Source organism: Vallitalea longa (assembly GCF_027923465.1).
Lineage (GTDB): Bacteria > Bacillota > Clostridia > Lachnospirales > Vallitaleaceae > Vallitalea > Vallitalea longa.
This window is the reverse complement of record NZ_BRLB01000023.1, coordinates 26,832-48,399: the sequence shown is the minus strand read 5'-3', so window position 1 is coordinate 48,399 and position 21,568 is coordinate 26,832. Positions and strand designations below refer to the sequence as shown.

The 21,568-nt window shown below is 29.9% G+C and carries 27 protein-coding genes; 1 reads left to right on the top strand and 26 read right to left on the bottom strand.

Annotated features, from left to right (window positions below; translation table 11 throughout):
* Positions 1–59 precede the first annotated feature (59 nt).
* The 18 genes from QMG30_RS22345 to spoIIIAA all read right to left on the bottom strand — a co-directional run bounded on the left by QMG30_RS22345 (position 60) and on the right by spoIIIAA (position 14,749).
* Positions 60–923 carry an NAD(+)/NADH kinase gene (locus tag QMG30_RS22345; RefSeq protein ID WP_281819281.1) on the bottom strand — a complete coding sequence of 288 codons (864 nt, stop codon included), beginning with the start codon at positions 921–923 and terminating at the stop codon, positions 60–62.
* A gap of 90 nt (positions 924–1,013) precedes the next feature.
* Complete coding sequence (locus QMG30_RS22340) at positions 1,014–1,826, bottom strand: TlyA family RNA methyltransferase (RefSeq protein WP_281819279.1); 813 nt, start codon at positions 1,824–1,826, stop codon at positions 1,014–1,016.
* Between the two features lie 113 nt (positions 1,827–1,939).
* The gene (gene dxs / locus QMG30_RS22335) at positions 1,940–3,811 is read right to left on the bottom strand and encodes a 1-deoxy-D-xylulose-5-phosphate synthase (protein ID WP_281819277.1); all 1,872 of its coding nucleotides are present in this window, start codon (positions 3,809–3,811) and stop codon (positions 1,940–1,942) included.
* 53 nt (positions 3,812–3,864) lie between these two features.
* Positions 3,865–4,455, bottom strand: coding sequence for an Mg2+ and Co2+ transporter CorB (locus QMG30_RS22330; RefSeq protein WP_281819275.1), 591 nt, complete (start codon positions 4,453–4,455; stop codon positions 3,865–3,867).
* Positions 4,456–5,233: 778 nt separating this feature from the next.
* Positions 5,234–5,677, bottom strand: a complete 444-nt coding sequence (locus QMG30_RS22325) for a divergent PAP2 family protein (RefSeq protein ID WP_281819274.1) — start codon at positions 5,675–5,677, stop codon at positions 5,234–5,236.
* Positions 5,678–5,687: 10 nt separating this feature from the next.
* A complete protein-coding gene (locus QMG30_RS22320) occupies positions 5,688–6,584 on the bottom strand; it encodes a polyprenyl synthetase family protein (protein WP_281819273.1) in 897 nt (298 codons plus the stop codon).
* Positions 6,585–6,636: 52 nt separating this feature from the next.
* Entirely contained in the window at positions 6,637–6,828 is a 192-nt protein-coding gene (gene xseB, locus QMG30_RS22315; RefSeq protein ID WP_281819271.1) for an exodeoxyribonuclease VII small subunit, read from the bottom strand.
* Positions 6,821–8,041 carry an exodeoxyribonuclease VII large subunit gene (gene xseA, locus QMG30_RS22310; protein ID WP_281819270.1) on the bottom strand — a complete coding sequence of 407 codons (1,221 nt, stop codon included), beginning with the start codon at positions 8,039–8,041 and terminating at the stop codon, positions 6,821–6,823. Before xseA ends, xseB begins: the two co-directional genes overlap by 8 nt.
* A gap of 18 nt (positions 8,042–8,059) precedes the next feature.
* Entirely contained in the window at positions 8,060–8,455 is a 396-nt protein-coding gene (nusB, locus tag QMG30_RS22305; protein ID WP_281819269.1) for a transcription antitermination factor NusB, read from the bottom strand.
* Positions 8,456–8,746: 291 nt separating this feature from the next.
* Complete coding sequence (locus tag QMG30_RS22300) at positions 8,747–9,115, bottom strand: Asp23/Gls24 family envelope stress response protein (RefSeq protein WP_281819268.1); 369 nt, start codon at positions 9,113–9,115, stop codon at positions 8,747–8,749.
* 182 nt (positions 9,116–9,297) lie between these two features.
* The gene (locus tag QMG30_RS22295; protein ID WP_281819267.1) at positions 9,298–10,089 is read right to left on the bottom strand and encodes a SpoIIIAH-like family protein; all 792 of its coding nucleotides are present in this window, start codon (positions 10,087–10,089) and stop codon (positions 9,298–9,300) included.
* A gap of 2 nt (positions 10,090–10,091) precedes the next feature.
* Positions 10,092–10,694, bottom strand: coding sequence for a stage III sporulation protein AG (gene spoIIIAG, locus QMG30_RS22290; RefSeq protein ID WP_281819265.1), 603 nt, complete (start codon positions 10,692–10,694; stop codon positions 10,092–10,094).
* A 45-nt stretch (positions 10,695–10,739) separates the two neighbouring features.
* Positions 10,740–11,354 (bottom strand): stage III sporulation protein AF, encoded by a 615-nt coding sequence (locus QMG30_RS22285; protein ID WP_281819263.1) that lies wholly within the window; start codon positions 11,352–11,354, stop codon positions 10,740–10,742.
* 23 nt (positions 11,355–11,377) lie between these two features.
* Positions 11,378–12,538: a stage III sporulation protein AE gene (locus QMG30_RS22280; RefSeq protein WP_281819262.1), complete on the bottom strand. Its 1,161-nt coding sequence runs from the start codon at positions 12,536–12,538 to the stop codon at positions 11,378–11,380.
* Positions 12,539–12,583: 45 nt separating this feature from the next.
* Positions 12,584–12,970, bottom strand: a complete 387-nt coding sequence (gene spoIIIAD / locus QMG30_RS22275) for a stage III sporulation protein AD (RefSeq protein WP_281819260.1) — start codon at positions 12,968–12,970, stop codon at positions 12,584–12,586.
* 38 nt (positions 12,971–13,008) lie between these two features.
* Positions 13,009–13,203: a stage III sporulation protein AC gene (spoIIIAC, locus tag QMG30_RS22270; protein ID WP_281819259.1), complete on the bottom strand. Its 195-nt coding sequence runs from the start codon at positions 13,201–13,203 to the stop codon at positions 13,009–13,011.
* A gap of 45 nt (positions 13,204–13,248) precedes the next feature.
* Positions 13,249–13,770, bottom strand: coding sequence for a stage III sporulation protein AB (locus QMG30_RS22265; protein WP_281819258.1), 522 nt, complete (start codon positions 13,768–13,770; stop codon positions 13,249–13,251).
* Between the two features lie 19 nt (positions 13,771–13,789).
* A complete protein-coding gene (gene spoIIIAA, locus QMG30_RS22260; protein WP_281819257.1) occupies positions 13,790–14,749 on the bottom strand; it encodes a stage III sporulation protein AA in 960 nt (319 codons plus the stop codon).
* A gap of 252 nt (positions 14,750–15,001) precedes the next feature.
* On the opposite strand from spoIIIAA, the gene QMG30_RS22255 reads away from it, so the two are divergent.
* Positions 15,002–16,123, top strand: a complete 1,122-nt coding sequence (locus tag QMG30_RS22255) for a YibE/F family protein (protein ID WP_281819256.1) — start codon at positions 15,002–15,004, stop codon at positions 16,121–16,123.
* Between the two features lie 113 nt (positions 16,124–16,236).
* On the opposite strand, the gene efp is transcribed toward QMG30_RS22255, so the two are convergent.
* The 8 genes from efp to QMG30_RS22215 all read right to left on the bottom strand — a co-directional run bounded on the left by efp (position 16,237) and on the right by QMG30_RS22215 (position 21,546).
* Positions 16,237–16,794 carry an elongation factor P gene (efp, locus tag QMG30_RS22250; RefSeq protein WP_281819255.1) on the bottom strand — a complete coding sequence of 186 codons (558 nt, stop codon included), beginning with the start codon at positions 16,792–16,794 and terminating at the stop codon, positions 16,237–16,239.
* A gap of 118 nt (positions 16,795–16,912) precedes the next feature.
* A complete protein-coding gene (locus QMG30_RS22245; RefSeq protein WP_281819254.1) occupies positions 16,913–17,983 on the bottom strand; it encodes a M24 family metallopeptidase in 1,071 nt (356 codons plus the stop codon).
* 40 nt (positions 17,984–18,023) lie between these two features.
* Positions 18,024–18,452 carry a type II 3-dehydroquinate dehydratase gene (gene aroQ, locus QMG30_RS22240; protein WP_281819252.1) on the bottom strand — a complete coding sequence of 143 codons (429 nt, stop codon included), beginning with the start codon at positions 18,450–18,452 and terminating at the stop codon, positions 18,024–18,026.
* A 22-nt stretch (positions 18,453–18,474) separates the two neighbouring features.
* Positions 18,475–18,978 (bottom strand): shikimate kinase, encoded by a 504-nt coding sequence (locus QMG30_RS22235; RefSeq protein ID WP_281819251.1) that lies wholly within the window; start codon positions 18,976–18,978, stop codon positions 18,475–18,477.
* Between the two features lie 12 nt (positions 18,979–18,990).
* Positions 18,991–19,854, bottom strand: a complete 864-nt coding sequence (gene aroE, locus QMG30_RS22230) for a shikimate dehydrogenase (RefSeq protein WP_281819250.1) — start codon at positions 19,852–19,854, stop codon at positions 18,991–18,993.
* Complete coding sequence (locus tag QMG30_RS22225; RefSeq protein ID WP_281819249.1) at positions 19,838–20,356, bottom strand: YqeG family HAD IIIA-type phosphatase; 519 nt, start codon at positions 20,354–20,356, stop codon at positions 19,838–19,840. The genes aroE and QMG30_RS22225 overlap by 17 nt, the downstream gene beginning before the upstream one ends.
* Positions 20,357–20,477: 121 nt before the next feature.
* A complete protein-coding gene (locus QMG30_RS22220) occupies positions 20,478–20,960 on the bottom strand; it encodes a hypothetical protein (protein WP_281819248.1) in 483 nt (160 codons plus the stop codon).
* Between the two features lie 31 nt (positions 20,961–20,991).
* Positions 20,992–21,546 (bottom strand): cysteine hydrolase family protein, encoded by a 555-nt coding sequence (locus tag QMG30_RS22215; protein WP_281819247.1) that lies wholly within the window; start codon positions 21,544–21,546, stop codon positions 20,992–20,994.
* Positions 21,547–21,568 lie beyond the last annotated feature (22 nt).

Genomic DNA, 21,568 nt, shown 5'->3' with positions numbered 1-21,568 from the left:
GGAAAATAATTCCTATTAATCAAGATGAATAATCTATAATCTATAATAATTGTCTGAAACTAGCAATTTCCTAGCTTTTTTCTTAGAATTTTATAAAATCCGTTTTTATTACAGGTAATTAACTTAGCACTTCTGTATGAGTTTGATATAATTATTTTATCCTCCTCATCCACCTTAATACTTTCTTGACCGTCTATAGTAATCATAATATCGTCATTCAAATTTTTTAAATTATCTTGTAAAGATATTTTTACTATGTCATTTTTAGAAAGTACTATACTTCTAGACATCAATGTATGTGGACAAATGGGAGTAATAACCATCATTTCATTCTTAGGGTCCAATATAGGACCACCAGCTGATAAATTATATGCTGTAGAACCTGTAGGAGTTGATACTATAATGCCATCTGCAGAATAATTATTAACATGTCCATCATTTACGTATATACTATATTTCATCATTCTAGAAATAGATGTTCTAGCTATTACAATGTCATTTAAAGCAACTCCGATAGTTTCTTCTCTGTTTTTTGTTTTCTTTTTAACATCTATCATCATTCTTCTTTGGATATAATAATCACCATTAATGATTTTTGATAGAGTGCTCAATGCATCTTTTTTTTCAACTTCTGCCAAAAACCCTAAGTTACCTAGATTAACACCTAATATAGGTATATCATATTTAAGTAAACTGCGAGCAGTATTAAGGATTGTCCCGTCTCCCCCTAAGACAATTACGCATTCAGCGTAATTATACATTTCGTTTACAGTGCAACCATATTCTTTTTTATTGATATAACTGGCTACATCATCTGATAAATATATTTTACATTTATTTTTTTCTAACCAATCAACAATCAACTTTGTTGTTTCTAGTTCTTTATCTTTGGTTAGATTAGGTATTATAACAAATTTATTCATATAACCATCCTTCTATAATTTAGGTAACGCCAATGTATGAAGTTTTATAAAATCTAGTGTGCATTGCCTAAATAAAGGCACATTTATATTTTATAATTTTTCATGAGCTTTATCAACTATTGTTTTTAGAATATTGTTAATTTCTTCATCATCATTATAACATCCTCTTCCAGTAGTCAAGTATAACAAATATTCTATATTACCTTCTGGACCTTTGATTGGTGAAAAACTTAGAGCTTTTATACCGAATCCTATGGATAATACATATTTCATTATCTTTAAAATTACTTCTTCATGAACAGCTTTATCTCTTACTACACCCTTTTTGCCAACTTTTTCTCTACCAGCCTCGAATTGAGGTTTTATCAGACAAACCATCTCTCCATTGTCATTCATCAACTTCTTAACTGGCTCCAGTACTTTAGTTAATGAAATGAACGAAACATCAATTGAAACAAAATCGACTTTATCATCTAGCATATCTTCAGTAACGTAACGTACATTAGTTTTTTCCATACATACAACTCGTTCATCTTGCCTTAATTTCCAAGCAAATTGACCATAACCAACATCTATGGAATATACTTTTTTTGCTCCATTTTGTAACATGCAATCTGTAAATCCACCTGTTGATGCTCCAACATCGGCACAGATTTTATTTTCTAATGCTAGCTCAAATTCTTTTACAGCTTTATCTAATTTCAATCCTCCACGACTTACATATGGATTAGGGTTTTTCTTGATTATAATTTCCGATTTTATATCAAATTTAGTTCCGGGTTTGTCTTCCCTCTGACCATTTACAAAAACCTTACCTGTCATAATAATTGATTTAGCCTTTTCTCTCGAATCAGCAAGCCCTTTACTGAAAAGTAATATGTCAAGTCTTTCTTTTTGTACCATAGTTATATGCATTCCTTCCACACTTAATAATATATTAATTTATAACATCGATCAAATAATATATAGTAATCCCAATAGTCTATATATGTTTTATTACTCAAAAAGTATTCCGGTTATCCATTAATATAAGATATTATATTATTATATATACTTTGTTCATCTAATTCGCATAATCGTATTAGTTCATTTCTTGTTCCATGTCTAACAAAATCATCTTTTATTCCTAAACATACTACTTTTGTGTTAACATCTATATCAGTTATATATCTAATAATATTATTTCCATATCCTCCAGAAATAACATTTTCCTCAACAGTAAATATATAGTCATGACTTTTAGCTATTTCTTCTATTAAAGATTTATCTATTGGTTTAATGAATCTAGCATTTATTATTGTAGGATTTATACCATCATTATCTAATAATTTTGCTGCATCAATAACTGTTTGAGTTAATGTACCCACACCAATTATAGCTATTTTAGTTCCATTTTTTATAATTTCACTTTTCCCGTATACTATCTCTTCATTGTGTTCATTCAATTCTTGAGAAGCTTTACCTTTCGGATATCTTATAGCAATTGGTCCATCATCAAAGTTTACCGCATATCTTACCATTGATTGAAGCTCTGCTTTATTTTTGGGAGCAACTATAGTCATATTAGGCATATGATTAAGAAAAGAGATATCAAAGATACCTTGATGAGTTTCTCCATCTTCACCAACCAAACCAGCTCTATCTATAGCAAATACGACTGGAAGACGCTGCATACATACATCATGCAATACCTGGTCATAAGCCCTCTGTAAAAATGATGAATATAAAGCCACCACAGGTTTCATACCACTAGATGCAAGACCAGCAGCAAAAGTTACTGCATGTTGTTCTGCTATACCAACATCAACAAATCTATCTGGATATTTTCTAGCGAATTTATCTAGCCCTGTTCCTTCAGGCATAGCTGCAGATACTGCCACTAATTTATTATCATTACTAGCTAAATCAATAAGTGTATCGCCTAACGCCTTGGAATATGTGTCTATACATGGAGCTTTTTTAGCTTTTCCATTTTTAATATAGAAAGGTTTGGTTCCATGATATTTAGTCGGATTCAATTCAGCCGGTTTAAACCCTTTTCCTTTTGTTGTGTTTACATGAATAAGCACTGGTTCATTTAATCTTTTGGCTTGATTTAATGTTTTTATAAGTGCAGATATGTTATGTCCATCTACTGGACCCAGATAAGTAAATCCTAATTCTTCAAATAGCATTCCAGGTATGACAAGTTGCTTTATACTAGATTTTACATCTCTAATGACCTTTACGACCTCTTTACCTATTCTAGGAATTTTAGTTAAGGCTTTTTCTACTTCTTCTTTCATTTCTTTATAAACGGTTCCTGTTCTTATTGTATCCAAATAGGATGATAATCCTCCTACATTTCTTGAAATGGACATTTGATTATCATTAAGTATGACAATCAGATTACAATCAAGTCTCCCTGCATTATTCAATGCCTCAAAAGCCATTCCTCCTGTCATAGATCCATCACCTATAATAGGTACTATATAATTATTCTCATGCATAATTTCTCTTGCTTTAACGAATCCAAGCGCAGCAGAAATTGAAGTAGAGCTGTGTCCGGTCTCAAATATGTCATGTTTACTTTCTAATCTTTTAGGAAATCCACTAAGCCCATTTAATTTCCTAATTGTTTTAATTTCTTCTCTTCTGCCCGTTATCATTTTATGGATATAAGTCTGATGCCCAACGTCCCATATCAACTTATCATATGGGGAATTAAAGCAATAATGAAGAGCTAATGTTAATTCTACAACTCCCAAATTAGAACTTAAATGTCCACCAGTATTGCTTACTACTCTTATCAAATATTCTCTTAGTTCTTTGGCTAGCTGATTTAACTGGTCAATTTCTAAAGCTTTAACATCTTTAGGACTATTAATTGACTCCAAAATATTATTCACTATTTTCAACACCTTTACTTATCATATAATATAACTAATTTCCTAATAGTAACTTATGACTTATTATTTTTTTTATTCTGCTTTCTAAAAAGGCTATAAATCACACCTAATCTATAAACTATCAAGTTAGAGTGTCTTAATGCGATTTCTTTCCCTATGGCTTTACCCCCTACAGTAATTGCTGCAATTATCCCTGTAAGTAGTATATTAAAGATTGTGTTCTCTACATGAAATTTAGCTACTAATTTGATAACAATAACTCCTGTAGCCAATCCAGATATAATACCAGATATATCTCCAATTACATCATTAAAAAAATTAGCTACAGCTCCAGCATTTCTAATAATAGTTATACTTTCTCTAGACCCTCTTACCTTGCTTGCAGCCATAGAATGAAAAGGCGTTTCTTCAGCTGCAGTTACAGCAATACCTAACAAATCAAAAAATACACCTAATAATACTATTATTAAAACAATAATAATAGCACCATATAGGCTTACCTTATCCATAAGTACCAAAGATATATACCCTAGTAATATGGCTGTTATTAACGTAATTATGGTTATTGTAGCAATCCAGAAAGTGTTAATCTTTTTATGTGCATATAAACTTCTAAACTTTACTTTTGCTTTATTTTTACTCAAAATTTTTCCCTCGTTTATTTTTAAATCCGTTGGTTTTATGTATAATAATTATGTGATTTAATAGTCGTTATATAATAATTTATACTAAAGATAGCATATCTAGTAAATTTTGCGGCTTATAGTCCAGCAGGTTTTCCCGAATTAATACTTTCTTGTCGCCAAAAAAGCGGTTCCCCATTAAATTAATTCCTACTATGTCACCATAAATAGCGCTGGATCACCATTTAACCACACCGTAATCCTAAATAAGCTTCAATAATGAACAGCCTAGGAGTTTTCCTCAATGATATCGTGTAATCCCTAGCCTCTTTAGCGAAAAGAAGTTTCAAGTAACAATATCCGCTTAACTTTTGGCCAAAAGTCTAGCTCTTAAATTACTATCCCCTTTATTTCACGCAAGGCAGGCTACTCTGTCCACAGCTTTCGCCGCATGACAGGTTTACTCCTGCGCCGTAGATAACTGTATCTAACAGTTTCCACATACACAGGTCTCCACGACAAAAGGGTCCACGCCCACATGCCATTGTGGATCGCCCTTATGTCTTAACTCCCAGCATAAGCCCGCAACTGGGCGTCACCAGCCAACACCAGGAACTTCATCGATATGCCCTTTTACGGATTTTTAGGCCCGTCTTCGAGATTAACAATACCAACTAGGATACTGCATCTTTAGTATAACCAATAATATATCATATTGAGAAATAAATCAAGTATCATTAATTAACAAATTTACTTATTATTGATTTTTTATTTACATTTTTTGTAATTATAGATAATATTAGTTAATTAATAATGCTATTACTATGCCTAAAGCAGCTCCAACTAATACTTCCATATATGTATGTCCAAGCAATTCTTTCAGTTGCCCATCTATCTTTACTCTATAAGCTCCCAGTGCTTCTATAATATTATTAATTGCTTTTGCTTGTTTACCAGCTGCCATTCTTACTCCAGCAGCATCATACATAACAATAAATGACATTATCATAAGTCCACCGAATATGGGATGATTATATCCCATTATCTCACCTACTGAAAAAGTCGCTGCCATAACAGAAGCTGTATGAGAACTAGGCATCCCCCCTGAACCCATAATTCTATCCATCTTGATTTTTTTAGTTTTTATTAAGCAAGTAAAAAATTTAATACCTTGGGAAACAAACCAAGCAACAATTGCAGCTAATAAAACCCTATTTTCAGTAATAGTATAAAAGTTCTCCACTAAATGCACCTCATTTTTTTCTGCTTCTAAGATATAAAATAAACTCTTCTAAAAATTCTTTATTTCCATTATCAAAATTTTCTAAGCTGTCTAGAGCTTTTTCAATTAACTCATTAACTATTTGCCTTGATTCTTCTAACCCTTTTATAGAAACATATGTTTTTTTACCATTCTTGTTATCACTACCTACTTGTTTTCCTAATTCTTCAGTTGTACTAGTAATATCAAGCATATCGTCTTGAATCTGGAAAGCTAATCCTATACAATTACCTATTTTCCTAAAAATATCGACTTTTTGGAGGCTTCCATGAGCAAGTGTTGCTCCTGCAGTAAGTGAAGCTTCTATTATTGCAGAAGTCTTATGAATATGAATATAATTAATAACGTCAATATTTGTTTCTATCTGAACAACATCAGCTACTTGTCCACCTATCATACCTTTTACTCCTGCAGCTGTTGCGATTTCCTTTGAAGCCAACAACTTGTGTTTAGTATTTACTTTATTATCTTTTAAACAAGCGCCTAACATAATCTCAAAAGCAGTATTAAGTAAAGCATCACCAGCTAAAACAGCAACATCTTCACCATATTTTTTATGACATGTTAACTTACCCCTTCTATAATCATCATCATCCATAGCAGGTAAATCGTCATGTATAAGTGAATATGTGTGAATCATCTCCATTGCTGCCATAAATGGTTCTATATCCATAACATTATTACCACCACATATTTTATAAGCCTCTAACATCAATATAGGGCGAATTCTTTTCCCTCCTGACATTAAACTATACTTCATGGCATTATAAACTACCTGGTCGTATAATGAAGTACTTTTAGGCATATATTTAGTTAAAACATTCTCTACCAACTTTTGTCTGCTTTTAAGCTCATTACTAAAATCCATTCTTGTCATTTCCTTCCTTAATATACATTGCTCTCAATTAGCATATCCATTGCTAATTTTCTTTTTGTATCACTTCTATTTCTTTTTCCACTCTATCTATTTTTTCATTACATTCTCGCAGATATAACATTCCCTTTTTATATAATTCTAAACTTTCTTCAAGAGATGCTTCTCCTGATTCTAACTGTTCAACTATTTTTTCCAATCCATCTAGGTTTTCTTGAAAAGTCAATTTATTACTCATCATAACCCCACTTTCCACTTTTAGTATTTTCAACTTTCGCTTCTATGTTTCCATCACTCAATTGTATTAATAGAGTCTCTCCTATATTGACATCACTTATACTATTTACCTTACCATTATTGTTTTGTATATAGGAATACCCTTTTTCCAGATTATTAATTGGAGATAGTACATTTAATTTATGCTCCAATAGATTAACATCATTTTTATATTTTTTATTAATCTCTTTCATACTTCTATCTAATCTATCCTCAATCTCTGATAGATATTGTCTCTCTTTCAATAATCTCATTGAAGGACTATTATAATCGAGTTTCATTTTATTAAGTGCTATAGTTTTTACACATAGCTCTATTTTTCTTTTTATATTATTAGTAAGCTTATATTCATATTTATCCAGAATAATATCTATTTCATCAAAAGCTGGAATAGCAAGTTCAGCTGCTGCTGAAGGGGTTGGCGCTCTAAGGTCAGAAGCGAAATCTGATATAGTATAATCTGTTTCATGACCAACAGCAGATATTATTGGTGTTTTTGCTTCAAAAATGGTTTTGGCAACTATTTCTTCATTAAAAGCCCATAGATCCTCTATAGATCCGCCACCTCTACCGATAATAATAACATCCACATCATCCATCTTGTCAAGATATCTAATACCTCTAACTATATTTTCTGCTGCTCCATTTCCTTGTACTAGAGATGGATAAAGAATAAGACCTATATAAGGATTTCTTCGTTTTGACACATTTATCATGTCACGAATGGCTGCACCTGTATCTGAGGTAACGATTCCTACTTTTCTTGGATACCTAGGAATCTTCTTCTTGAAATCAGAATTAAAATACCCTTTTTTCTGCAACTCTTCTTTTAATAGCTGAAACTTTTTATACAGATTACCCATACCATCTGATTTTACTTGCTGTACATATAATTGAAATGTTCCTGCTCTTTCATAAACAGAAACATAACCTCTTGCAGTTATATCTACACCATCTCTAAGGTCACACTCTACAAAATCACGATAGCTCTTGAAAACAACACAAGAAATTGCACTGTTATTATCCTTTAGGGTAAAATATATATGTCCTGAACTGTGAATCTTACAATTTGATACTTCCCCTTTAATCCAGATATCGTTTATAACATAATCATCTATGAATAATTTTTTAATATACGCATTAACTTGTGATACTGAAAAAATACTTTTTTTCATTAATATCTCCTCTATCTATTAATTGACGACTTTTGCGAGTATACCATTCACAAAAGATGGCGAATGGTCTCCTCCATACTTTTTAGCAATTTCAACTGCTTCATTTATTGCTACATTAGTAGGTATATCATCGTCATATTCAATTTCGTAAATAGCCACTCTAAGTATACTTACATCTACTTTCGACATTCTGCTTATGGACCATTTCTTAGCATTAGTATTTATTGTCTCATCTATAGCATCCATTTTCTCTTGTATAGATACAGCTTTGTTCTTTATATAATCTTTTACTTCTTCATTTGTATCCAATTCATCAAGATATACCTTAACTCTATCTTCAAATTTCTCTTCTTCATTAAACTCAATAGAAAATATCAGTTTAAAAATATGCTCTCTCATGATCCTTCTGTTCATAATGTACCTCCTGGGATTAATATATATATTAAATATATATATCTATTACATTTTAATACCCTTAAATATTAATATTTAAGGGTACTTTCATTATACTATATTTAGTTAATTGTACAAGTAATTATTAAAAAAAATAAGATTATCGTATATTTTTATCTATAACTCAGCTTTACTATCGTTATTTTAATACAGATATCATAGGGAAACTGCGAGTGTAATCATTATTAACCCATCTTTCCCATCTTTAATTTAATACAGGTAAATGAAGTCTTATAGGTTGGATCAATTTACTTACTTTTCAACATTAACTCCGGCAACTCTTATATTAATCTCGTCAACTTCTAACCCTGTCATAGTTTCTACTGCACTCTTAACTTTTTCCTGAACACTATTAGTTACTTCAGGAATACTACTTCCAAAATCAACAATTATCGAAAGTTCTAGAGAAACATCTTTTTCTCCTACATCTACCAATACACCTTTTGCCAAATTCTTTTTACCAAGTTTTTCAACTAGATCGCCAGTAAAATTACCTACCATTCCAGCTACTCCTTCAACTTCTGTAGCAGCTAATCCAGCAATTATGGCTATCACTTCATCTGCAATGTGAACTTCTCCAACTTTATCCTTTTCATGTATTTTAACTGTTTGCCTATCCATTAAATAATCCTCCTAACTAAGCTTTATTTTATTTAAAGATAACATCATGCTATTTTAAAAACCATTTCTAGGTTAATTATATCAAATCTTAAAGGTTTTGCAAATTATTTTTTTATTGAAATTAAGGCTTTTATGAAAGAAAACTCTTTACATAAAAGCCTAATATGATATTTGTCATTCTATTAATTTGATTTATTTACATCTAATAAGGTTATTACTATATTTTCTGCATCAACTCCTGTTTGTCTTCTAACGACATCTTCTACTTTTGCAAGATCCGCTTGAGATAATTCTTTTGCATTAATAACAACATCTACTTTACTGTCAATCAATCTTACGAAAACATCTTTAAATCCTTTTGCTTCTAGAATAGATTCTGCGGCTGCTTCTTTCTCAATCCTATCTTGAAGGTCAATCATTTCTTTAACAGCTTCTACCTTATTATCTTCTTTCAGACTATCATTATCTATAAGTGCTAAATATCCTTCTTTCAATTTTGAATAAGTTTGTTCCCTATCAATTCTAGCTTGTAGGAAATATCCAGCTTCCATAGTATTTTTACTAGTCAGAACAGCTTCTCCCACATTACCATCGTTTTTATCTGAGGTGGTTTCTTTAGTATCTTTTTTTGCTTCTTCAGGTGTACTGGTTGCAGGCTGTTGATCTGCCCCATCTGCCTGCTTTTGTTGATCGGTTTGCGATTGATTATCTATTGGTGTTTCTCCTTGAGCTACATCATCTGCAATTTTATCTGCATTTTCATCCACTTTAGTTTCATTCTCAACACCTTCACCATTAGGTACTAATGCAGTTGGTGTAGTTACATTCTCTTTGTTTTTATCATCTTCGTTCTGATTACTCAATACTTCAGTTGTAGGACTGACATCCTTTTCAGTAAAGCTAAGATATCCTGCTATTGCAATCATAATAACCAAAGCAGTAATTATAATTTGATTCTTTTTAAAAGTTTGCACCTTTATTCCCCCTTATTTTGAACCATTTTCATTACTTCTATTTTATGCATAGGTACGTCTAATAATACTTTAGCCGCATTTATTAAGTTATTTTTAACAAGTATATCATCACCGCCTTCAGCTATTATTACAACGCCACTAACTTCTGGTTCAAGCTCTTTTAATATGATTGGTTTAGTAGAACCGTCCGAGTTATTGATAATTACAGTGGCTTCAGTAGAATCTTCTTGGATAGTTTGTCTTTTTCCACCTTCACTGTCTTCTTCATCAGATTGTGTTTTTGAATTTGGGGTATCTTTATTTATAACTATTTCACCACTATTCTTAAGCATGATTACTACTTCAACTTTACCCACTCCATCAATGTTAGCGAATTCTTTCTCAAGTCTTTTTTCAAGTTTTTCTTCATAAGATTGAGGATCACTGGCTTTATATGTATTAGGTGCTATTATACTGTTATCTACTTTAGTGTTATCAATTGATTTGATAAATGTTTTGGAAAGCATTAAAAGTAATACTCCTGTTAAAAACATAATGAAGAGAAAACTTATTTTTTTCTTATCTTTTTCACTCCTATTGCCTTTAGTAAAAAAATCAAATTTCATTTCTTCCTCCTGTACTTCTATGGGTTTATAACAAAGTAAAACATTTTAACATGTCTCTATAGTAATATGTATATTATTAGAGGATAGTTTATAGAAGTTTTTAATAATATTTTTTATTTTTTTTTCTAATAAAATATCTTGTGATGTCCTCAGATCTTGTTCTTTACCTGATTCTCCTATGAGAACTTTTTCTATTTTTACTCTCTCTAAGTTAGATTCTTTGTCAGTTGTATCATTACTTATTGTCAAATATATTTCTTTTATTTCGCCATATCCTTCAGTATTAATATCCTCTTCAACTACTACTGAAGCCTTTATGGCATGTATGTTGTCTTCATTTAATAAATCTTTTATATGAGTAATTATTTTTTCTTTATATATTTTCATAGTTATTTCATTATGAACATCCGAGTAATCATTATTTATATCTTGCGAATTAGAGTAATTAATCTTAAATTCATTTTCTATAATATTTAGGTTAAGTCTCTCCAGTATTCCATTATATTTAATTATTGGAGTTAAAATAATAATTATCAGAATAATACCAGAAAATAGTTTGAAATATTTTTTCATGTTCCCATTAGGTATAAGATATTCTAATATTTTTGCAAGTAATAAAAACAAAACGATATTTCTAATGAAATCATAAAAACTTTTCATATTATCAGTCCTTCAAAAATTATTTATCTTATGTAAGCAGTTATACTTGTCGCACTTAATATTATTGTTATAGTTATTATGAATAAAAAAGCAGTAATAACAACTATACCTAAAAGTATAAAACATATATCTCCTATACTTGATAGACAATTAACTATACGCTTATCAGATATAGGTTGAATTATAGCTGACGCGAATTTATACAATAATGAGACAACAAGAATTTTAATTATAGGTATAAGACATATGATTATAATAATTATCAGTGCAACAATACCTATTCCATTCTTAATCAACACAGCACAACCCAGTACCGTATCTGCTACACCACTTAAAGTAGTACCCACAAACGGAATAGCTGATACTGCAACTTTTACTGATTTATTAGCTATTCCATCTATAACAGGTGTTGTGAAGCTCTGTATTGCCAGTACTCCAGCGAAAATAATAACTATAGTTTTAATACCCCAATTTACAATAGTTTTAAATAACTCTACCATTTTTGATAATATGTTTTCTTCAGTAATACTATTGATTATTTCAAGAATTATAATTATGTATACAAAAGGTACAACGTACTTGAGAATTATATTTTCTACAATACCAATGATTATCAACATAATCTGACTATATAAAATAGTCGATGTATAATTACCAGACAGAGCAGTTGCGGCAAATAAACTAGGTACAAGAGTTTCAATGAATGTCTGTAAATTGGTTAATACTTTTACTGCAATGTCATTCAATATGTTATATGATTTCAAAATGATAGTTGACATTAACAAAAAAACTACAAAATAGCCAACCTCACCAACATATTTATTATTAAAAGCATTAGTAAAATTAGTAAATACTGCCGCTATCAGAGCTATGGCTATCAACTCTATAATCAGATTTATATTGTTTCTAACCTCAATAAAAACATTATTCAATATCATTGTAAATATATCATTGATATTTAAATCTAAATTACCTGTAATAACTTTATTCAAGGTTTCTCTGAAATCTATTTTCACTTCACTGTTGTCAATCAATATTTCATCTACCGCCGATTGAATATTATCATATTCAATTACTTTTTCTTGCTCATTTAATATGGTATCTACATCTGATGATGCAGATACATTTATAGATGATATCTTTAGAACTATAGCTATTATAAATAACCATCTAAGTCTTTTCATAAGTATTCTCCTATAATTTGCTTTTAACTATTATCAATTATTCATCTAAACTAAAATATTAGTTATCATATTGATGATTGATAATATTACAGGCATAGAAATAATCAATATCATTATCTTACCAACCATTTCTATTTTACTTGCTATAGCCTGTTGACCTGCATCTTTACATAGCTGTGCTCCAAATTCTGTTATAAAAGCGATTCCTAGTATTTGTAATAATATTTTAATATATATATCATTAATATTGATTAGACCTGTAATCCTAGATATCAAATCTAAGATTACACTAAGCTTATCTATAATAATAAATAAAATAACTATACTAGCTGCAATACCTATATAAATGCTAAACTCAGCATTACTCTTTTTCAGCATAACTATTAATATGGTTGAAACAATTCCGATAATAACAACTTGTACAGCTTCCATCAAAACATTCCTTTCAAAACAGTAACTATCCTTCAAATTTATAATTGAAATGTCGTTTGTATCTTATCAAAGAGTTCACTTATATATTCTACAATCCAATAAAGGACAACAACTAATCCTGCAAGAGTAGTTAACATAGCTTGCTCATCTTTTCCTGCTTTTTTTAATAATTGGTTCAACACTGCTACTACTATTCCGACTGCAGCTATTTTAAAAACAATGGATATATCCATAATTACCCTCCCCTCAGATTAAGCATTACTACAAATCATCTTATGTCAAATAAATAATACAATAACTAATATTCCTCCAAGAACTCCTAAGCTTCTATATAACTTGTTATATTTGTTGTCGTTTTCTATAGAAGTTTTTATTTCTTCATTTATCTGTTCAAGAAGTAAATTAATATTGTTGGTTTGCATTTCTTTATCCAAATATCCTATATTTTCACTAAATATCATTATGTTCTTTATATCTATAGGGTTTAGATATGTTCTCTTTAATATTTCTTCTGCTTTTTTCTTCCATACTTCAGTTAGTGATTTGCCTAAGTTGAGTTTCAATTCCTCTGCTATGGATCTAAAGAAATCTGATATTTCATGATCGAATCTTTTGCTAATATCTTCTAACGCTTCTGGCATAGGAGATAATGAATAATTTATTTCTCCTCTTAACAAGATTAAAGCTTTTTTAAAGGTACGTAGATCTTCACTTCTTCTTATGTAGCTTTTACTATAATAGAAACCAATAAGTGATGAAGACATCAAAATCAATGTAGCACCTAATATTTTTATAATCATAAACTATCATCTCCTAGACCTACTGATTTTCAATTACAATACTCATCAGTTTGAATTGTTTGTCATATATTTTTTTGATGTCGCCAATACCGTTCTTGCTTTCTAGCACTATGAATCTTTCAAATATATTTTTGCCAATCAATTTCTCTAAGATAGGTTTGTTTTTTACTTCTACAAGAGATGAGCCATGAACGGTACATATCATTTTGCAACCAGCATTAATAACAAAATCAATTGCTTCTATATCATTGCTACTTCCTATTTCATCTACAGCAATAACTTGTGGAGACATGGATCTTATAAGCATCAACATTCCTTCCGTTTTGGGACAACCGTCAAGTATATCTGTTCTGATACCTATATCATTTTGAGGAATACCTCTATAACAGCCTCCAATTTCTGATCTTTCATCAACAACACCAACTGTTATTCCTTTATTACTCTTGAAACCGTTAGAAAGCTGTCTAACAATATCTCTCAATAGCGTTGTTTTACCACATCTAGGAGGAGATATTATCAATGTATGTAATATTCTATTATCTTGTAATATGTATGGAATAACTCTATTGGAGCAACCCTTTATCTCATGAGATATCCTGATGTTTATACAAGTTATGTTCTTCATAGTTTTCACCTTATTGTTTTCTACGATTACTTTTCCTGCCAATCCTACTCTATGTCCTCCATCTACTGTTATATACCCATTACGGAGCTCGTCCTCAAATGCATATAATGAATAATTGCTTATGAACTCTATAGTGTCTTTTATATCTTTTTCAGTTACTATATATACATCTTCATCGTCTTTCCACAAATTATTATCATGTAGAAAATATTCTTTATTATCTATTCTTATGATAAGAGGTTTATTAGTTCTTAATCTTATTTCTTGTAATAATTGCAATTCTTCATTATTCAATGAACTTAACCATCCTCTAAGATCTGTTGTTAATATTTTTTCAATAGTTTCTTTTTTCATCACTTGTCCACCTTTCTTAAAATAATATATGTCCATACATACTCTTTTATGATAAGAAATTTCTATTTAACTCAACTTCCCCATCTTTAATTTAATACAGCCAAATAACTATATTTATATTCTATAAATCACTCTTGTCAGCTTATATACATGTAATGTTGAAATTGTAAAAACGAATATTTAACATAATCAAACCTGTTGAATCATATATTGTATAATTAAAAAGCTTGTATAAAAAAAGGAGTAATTTTCATGAGAATTATTTATCTATTATTTATATGTTTATTATTTATTAACCCTATAGATGTAAATGGTAATGAAGAAACTTCTAATGAGTGGAAATATATTCATGGAAAAGTAATAAATATTATAGAAGATACAATTGACGAAGAGAATTTCATGCGTTATCAACGAGTACTTGTCAGATTGACCGAAAAAGATTTATCCAGCGAGGTAGAAGTGGAGAATATAATCAATACTGCATCGATATATAAAATTATTGTCGAATCGGGTGATGAAATTATTATCGTAGGTAATCAGGTAGGAGAAACTATTGAAAATGGTAGAGTCTATTCATATGCCCGTGACAAATACCTTTTATATTTATTATTAGTTTTTATTGGAGCCTTACTGTTATTTGGAGGAAAAAACGGTTTTTATTCAATTATGAGCTTGGCGATATGTGTTTCGTTAATTCTTTTTGCCTTTTTCCCATTCATCATGAAATCATATAATCCAGTTATTGTAGTAAGCATAATAAGTATAATATCAACTTTAATTACATTGTCCATCATCGGAGGCTTCAATATTAAGACCTATGCAGCTATAATCGGTACCATAGGTGGAGTAATCAGTGCGGGTCTTTTGACATTCTATTTTGGAGCATTAACCCATATTCAAGGTATTGGTGATGAAGATGTAGAACTTCTATCATATTTTACAGAAGGATATAATCTTAACTTTAGAGATCTGCTATATGCAGGTATTATCATAGGGGCTCTAGGTGCAATTATGGACGTTAGTATGTCTATTGCTTCTTCTATGGGAGAGCTTTATGAGAATAACCCTAGAATTAGTAAAGATCAGCTTTTTAGAGCAGGAATGAGAATTGGTAAAGATATAATGGGTACTATGTCCAATACATTAATTCTTGCATATGCAGGTAATTCCATAAGCATGATTTTGGTATTTTTCTTATATGACAGGTCATTAATACAATTCATCAATTCAGATCAAGTAGCAGGAGAAATATTGAGGGCTCTATGTGGTAGTATAGGATTGATATTCAGTATACCTATAACTTCAATGGCATTCATCTCTATCTGCAAGAAAAAAAATAATTACGTTAAGCCAAGAGCAATTTACAGAAAATAATTCATCATATATTAATCAACCGAATACATTATAGAGACTAAAATTTCAAAAACATATATTGTAGCAAAAAAAATAAAAGCCATTTATAATCTTGGCTTTTATTTAATATCATATTATACTCTTGATAAGTATTCACCTGTTCTAGTATCAATCTTAATCTTATCTCCGATATTAACGAATAATGGAACATTGACACTAGCACCAGTTTCAACTTCTGCTGGTTTAGTAGCTCCAGTAGCTGTATCACCTTTTACTCCTGGCTCTGTATGAATTATTTCCAATTCAGCAAATAATGGAGGCTCTATTCCGAAAACTTCGTTTTCGTGGCTTAAGATTTTAACCATATCGTTTTCTTTAACAAATTTTAAAGTGTCACCTATTTGATCACTATTGATTGCTATCTGGTCGTAAGTTTCGATATCCATAAAATGGAATAAATCGCCATCAGTATATAGATACTGCATATCCTTACGTTCAATATGTGCTTTTGGCATTTTTTCAGTTGGTCTAAATGTCTTTTCAATAACTGAACCAGTTTTCAAGTTCTTAAGCTTTGTTCTAACAAACGCAGCTCCTTTACCTGGTTTAACATGTTGAAATTCAACAACAGTGTATATTTGATTTTCATATTGAATAGTTAGACCATTTCTAAATTCTCCAGCTGATACCATATATATTTCCTCCCTAACTTTTATCTTTTATAGTGTAAACTAATACGGAAATTTTTTCAATAGTTTTATAAGAATTATTAAAACTTATATAACTTATTATAATAATTAGGAAGCTTAATTATACTACTTCAATTAATTGTTTTGGAGAAGAAACGAAGTTAACCATGCCATCTTTGGTTACACATACTAAATCTTCTATTCTTACACCACCGAATCCAGGTATATATATTCCTGGCTCAACAGTTACTACCATATTCTCTGTAAAAACGGTTTCATCTCCAACAGAGAATCTTGGTTCTTCATGTATGAATAATCCAACACAGTGACCTAATCCATGTCCGAAATTATCTCCATATCCTTTTTCTGTAATGACATCACGAGCGATTTTATCAATATCTTTACCTACACAACCTGCTTTTACTGCATCTAATGCTTTTAGTTGTGCTTCTAGTACTATATTATATATTTCTTTTTGCTTTTCACTAGCTTTTCCTACTACAAAAGTTCTTGTCATATCTGAACAATAACCTTTGTAAATACATCCAAAATCAAGTGTAACGAAATCTCCTTCTTCTATCTTCTTCTTTGAAGGAGTAGCATGTGGCAATGATGAATTGAGTCCAGATGCAACTATTGTATCAAATGAAAGGTTCTCAGCCCCGTTCTTTTTCATACAAGTTTCTAATTCTAGAGCAACTTCCTTCTCCGTAACTCCAGGTTTTGTGAATTCTAATATATGTTTATACGCCAGATCTCCAATGGAAGCCGCTTTTTTGATACATTCTAATTCTTTATCGTCTTTAACCATTCTAATTTTCTCAACGATATTTCCCATAGGAGTGAATTCCATGATGTCTAATCCTTCTGCGAATTGTTTATATTCCTGATATGTCAATACATGGTCTTCGAATCCTATTATTTTGGAATTATCTTCTTTTATAAGTTTATTGAGCGTTGGAAACAAACCTTCTCTCGTATAATCTATTATGTCAAATTGAGAAGCTTGTTTTCCTGCTTGCTCTACGTATCTGAAGTCTGTTAATAGTTTTTTCATGTTTCTTGATATGTACAAATAAGCATTGGAACCTGTAAAACCACTAAGATATCTTCTATTATAACTTCCTTTTATAATTGTTGCATCTAATTCTAGTTCATCTAATTTTGATTCAAATTGTTGTAACCTTGTCATTTATGATCTCTCCTTTACCATTAATTGATACATAATAAATTTATTTTAAAATATGTTCTATCGCAATAATATAACCATCCAAACCTTTTCCATATATTTGTTCTGCACAAACTGGCTCAATCACAGATATCTTACGGAAATCTTCTCTTTCATGTATATTAGATATGTGTAATTCAATAGTTTTTATATTTACAGATGCTATAGCGTCTCTTATTGCATAGCTATAGTGGGTATAAGCTCCTGGATTAATAACTATCCCATCAACTTCTTCAAAATAACATTGTTGAATCTTATCTATAATTTCCCCTTCTGAATTGGATTGAAAAGTATCTATTTCTATCTGGTGTTTATCTGCAGCTTCTTCAATCATTTTAATTAGATCATTATAATCTCTATTACCATATACACTTTTTTCCCTAATCCCAAGAAAGTTGAGATTAGGACCATTGATTACTGTAATTTTCTTCATATATATTATCCTTTTTAATTTATTATAATAGTGAAATTATTTCTTCAGCAATACTTTTAACATCCTTACCTGATGTTTGAATTATAATATCTGCTGTGCTAAGATACTTATCTTCTCTTGATTCGAGCATTTCTGATATGGTTTTTACATAATCATCTGTTTGTAGCAAAGGTCTGGTATCATTATCTTTAATATTATTAATTATATGCTCAACATCAGCATGCAAAAAAATAACCTTACCTATTTTTTTTAGTAATTCCCTATTTTGTTCTTTTAGAACTATACCTCCACCAGTTGATATTATAGTATTATCTTTTTCTATTAATGATTGTAAAAATTTTGTTTCTTCACTACGGAAATAATTTTCTCCATCAATATCAAAAATATCTTTTATACTTCTATTTTCTTTTTTCTCAATTTCTTCATCTGTATCTATAAAATTTCTATCAAGTATTTTAGATAATTGTTTACCTACTACGGATTTTCCACTTCCCATAAAGCCTACTAATAAAATATTATCTACCATTTATACACTCCTTTATCCATATAAATTAATTAATTCATTCATGACATCTTCTAGTATATCCTCAGTGATTATAATATCATTCCAAACTTCATATGCTTTGATACCTTGATAAAAAAGCATCCCAAAACCGTTCAATATTTTTATACCGTTCTTTTCAGCTTCTTCCAGAAATTCTGTTTTTGTAGGATTATAAATGAGGTCTACAGCTATATGAAACTTTTTATAAAAATCAGTATCATCAATTGGATTATCATGTACCTTTGGTGACATTCCTATAGGTGTAGTCTGTATTGCAATATCAAAGGGTTCTATTTTACCAATCTCATCTAATCCTAATACTTTGGTCTCGACATTATAATATTGTCTAATATTATTAGCAAGTATTTGTCCTTTTATAACAGTTCTATTAATAATCGTTATCTTTTTACATTTTTCTCTTGCACAAAGCATTCCTACTGCTTTTGCAGCGCCTCCTGCTCCAATGATTACAATCTTACTGTCTTTTAGTTTGATTGAGTTTTTTATTAAAGATGCATTAAGTCCATCTGCATCTGTATTATACCCAATATATCCATTATCTGTGAATTTCAACGTGTTTACTGCGCCTATTTGCTTTGCAAAAGGTGTGATTTCTATTAATTTATCCATTACTTGTTCTTTATACGGTACAGTTACATTAAGTCCTTTTATATTAAGTGCTCTCGCACCTTCAATAGCTTTATCAAGCATACCATTTTCTACTTTGAATGGTAAATACACATAATTCATATCTAGCTTGGAAGCCAAGATATTATGAATGATAGGTGAAATCGTATGTTCAATTGGGTTACCTATAAGTCCTAAAACTTTTGTCTCTCCATTAATTTTTTGTCTCATTTTTTTTTACCCTCTTTAAGTAAGCTTTTATGATTTTCTTTTCTGTGTTTCTTTTGATTTTCGTAATCCACTCTTCTTTTTCTGCTATAGGCACAACTAATATTGTTTTTATTTTTATTCGATTTCCACCATATATATCTGTAAATATCTGATCTCCTACTAAAACAGTATTTTTTTTATTAGTCTTTATAGCCTGCATAGCTCTCTTTAGATTTCTAGTCATTGGTTTCAAAGCTTTGTGAATTGCAAAAACCTTAAGTTTTTCATTAAAAGTAGTAACCCGTATCTTATTGTTATTTGATACTAATGCAATTTTGAATCCCATTTTCTTAATATCTTCAAATAAATCTATAATCTCTTTATTAGGATGTTCCATATCATAAGGAACAAGCGTATTATCTATATCAAATAATATACCTCTATATCCTTCTTCATATAATTTCTTATAGTCAATCTGTCTTATAGAATCAGCATACTCTGATGGAAAGAATCTTTCTAACAATTATATCACCCTAAGCTTTTATTAAATTTCACTGCTATATTATATCATTTTGATTATAACAATTTAGATAATACAATACAAGGTTTTTAAACAATAAAAGTGTGCAACAGCACACATCAAATTATTCTTTAGTTATTTTATCAACTTGTTCTGGATATAATTGTAAATTATTAGTATTATCTCCATTGCTTACATAAACATAGACTTTATTTTTATATATGGTGATACTAAAATGAGAGTAACCACCTTTTTTTAGTTTAATATGAGGTATTTCTTTTATATCAAAACCATCTAATTCCTCTATTAGTAAATTTATGAAATTGTCTTCTACAGCATCAGAATTAATATCTACCTTTTTATTGATATTCAAATTATTTACAGAATAATTCTTAAAGTCATTATTATTGTTAATTATATTTTCTGCCGCTTGACCTAGAATTACTGCATTAGATATATCTGTTTCTCTTTTGTAGTTATCAATCTTGCTTATTTGTTTTGGCACGAAAAATGCAATTAACAGTATTAGAATAATTACAACAGCAGAAATTTCTATATAAAAATACATATTTTTATCTTTTAGATAATTGATTAAAGATTTCTTCATAAAAATGTCCTCCACACATAATAGCTTTATATCATATATCTTTACTAGTTATAATATTGGCTCCTAGCGTATTCCTAAAGTGATTAATTGCAAATTGATGACCTTCATCAGTTAATCCACAACAACAGTCACTTATCACCGTAATCTCATAACCAAGATTATATGCATCAATAGCAGTGTGCAAAACACATATATCAGTACAGACTCCCATTAAAACCAACTCCCTTATACCTTGTTGCTGTAAAACAAGATTAAGGACAGTGCCATTAAATGAAGAATACATAACTTTAGATATATTATAAGTCCTTTTAGGCATAATCTGTGAAAATAATTCTTCATCAATTGCTAGCTTACTTCCTTTTTTATTACAGTGAAGAGGAAACAACTTAGATTCTGGAGAATAATTATAACTTTCTTTTTCATGATTATCATTGCAAACATATAATGTTTCATCTTTTTCTTTTATATCATTAATAACTTTTAATATATTAGGTCTGATTGCCTGACCTCTCTTTCCTAAAGAAAGAACTCCTTGATCATCAATAAAATCATATACATAATCAATTAATAAATAAGCCCTTTTCACTAGACTTTACCTCCTTTACTTA

What these genes read in the sequence shown, in the direction of transcription:
- QMG30_RS22345 (WP_281819281.1), bottom strand. Translation starts at nt 923, where the DNA reads ATGAATAAATTTGTTATAATACCTAATCTAACCAAAGATAAAGAACTA.
- QMG30_RS22340 (WP_281819279.1), bottom strand. Translation starts at nt 1,826, where the DNA reads ATGGTACAAAAAGAAAGACTTGACATATTACTTTTCAGTAAAGGGCTT.
- QMG30_RS22320 (WP_281819273.1), bottom strand. Translation starts at nt 6,584, where the DNA reads ATGGATTTTAGTAATGAGCTTAAAAGCAGACAAAAGTTGGTAGAGAAT.
- xseB (WP_281819271.1), bottom strand. Translation starts at nt 6,828, where the DNA reads ATGAGTAATAAATTGACTTTTCAAGAAAACCTAGATGGATTGGAAAAA.
- xseA (WP_281819270.1), bottom strand. Translation starts at nt 8,041, where the DNA reads ATGAAAAAAAGTATTTTTTCAGTATCACAAGTTAATGCGTATATTAAA.
- nusB (WP_281819269.1), bottom strand. Translation starts at nt 8,455, where the DNA reads ATGAACAGAAGGATCATGAGAGAGCATATTTTTAAACTGATATTTTCT.
- QMG30_RS22300 (WP_281819268.1), bottom strand. Translation starts at nt 9,115, where the DNA reads ATGGATAGGCAAACAGTTAAAATACATGAAAAGGATAAAGTTGGAGAA.
- spoIIIAG (WP_281819265.1), bottom strand. Translation starts at nt 10,694, where the DNA reads ATGAAATTTGATTTTTTTACTAAAGGCAATAGGAGTGAAAAAGATAAG.
- QMG30_RS22285 (WP_281819263.1), bottom strand. Translation starts at nt 11,354, where the DNA reads ATGAAAAGTTTTTATGATTTCATTAGAAATATCGTTTTGTTTTTATTA.
- QMG30_RS22280 (WP_281819262.1), bottom strand. Translation starts at nt 12,538, where the DNA reads ATGAAAAGACTTAGATGGTTATTTATAATAGCTATAGTTCTAAAGATA.
- spoIIIAD (WP_281819260.1), bottom strand. Translation starts at nt 12,970, where the DNA reads ATGGAAGCTGTACAAGTTGTTATTATCGGAATTGTTTCAACCATATTA.
- spoIIIAC (WP_281819259.1), bottom strand. Translation starts at nt 13,203, where the DNA reads ATGGATATATCCATTGTTTTTAAAATAGCTGCAGTCGGAATAGTAGTA.
- QMG30_RS22265 (WP_281819258.1), bottom strand. Translation starts at nt 13,770, where the DNA reads ATGATTATAAAAATATTAGGTGCTACATTGATTTTGATGTCTTCATCA.
- spoIIIAA (WP_281819257.1), bottom strand. Translation starts at nt 14,749, where the DNA reads ATGAAAAAAGAAACTATTGAAAAAATATTAACAACAGATCTTAGAGGA.
- QMG30_RS22255 (WP_281819256.1), top strand. Translation starts at nt 15,002, where the DNA reads ATGAGAATTATTTATCTATTATTTATATGTTTATTATTTATTAACCCT.
- efp (WP_281819255.1), bottom strand. Translation starts at nt 16,794, where the DNA reads ATGGTATCAGCTGGAGAATTTAGAAATGGTCTAACTATTCAATATGAA.
- QMG30_RS22245 (WP_281819254.1), bottom strand. Translation starts at nt 17,983, where the DNA reads ATGACAAGGTTACAACAATTTGAATCAAAATTAGATGAACTAGAATTA.
- aroQ (WP_281819252.1), bottom strand. Translation starts at nt 18,452, where the DNA reads ATGAAGAAAATTACAGTAATCAATGGTCCTAATCTCAACTTTCTTGGG.
- QMG30_RS22235 (WP_281819251.1), bottom strand. Translation starts at nt 18,978, where the DNA reads ATGGTAGATAATATTTTATTAGTAGGCTTTATGGGAAGTGGAAAATCC.
- aroE (WP_281819250.1), bottom strand. Translation starts at nt 19,854, where the DNA reads ATGAGACAAAAAATTAATGGAGAGACAAAAGTTTTAGGACTTATAGGT.
- QMG30_RS22220 (WP_281819248.1), bottom strand. Translation starts at nt 20,960, where the DNA reads ATGAAGAAATCTTTAATCAATTATCTAAAAGATAAAAATATGTATTTT.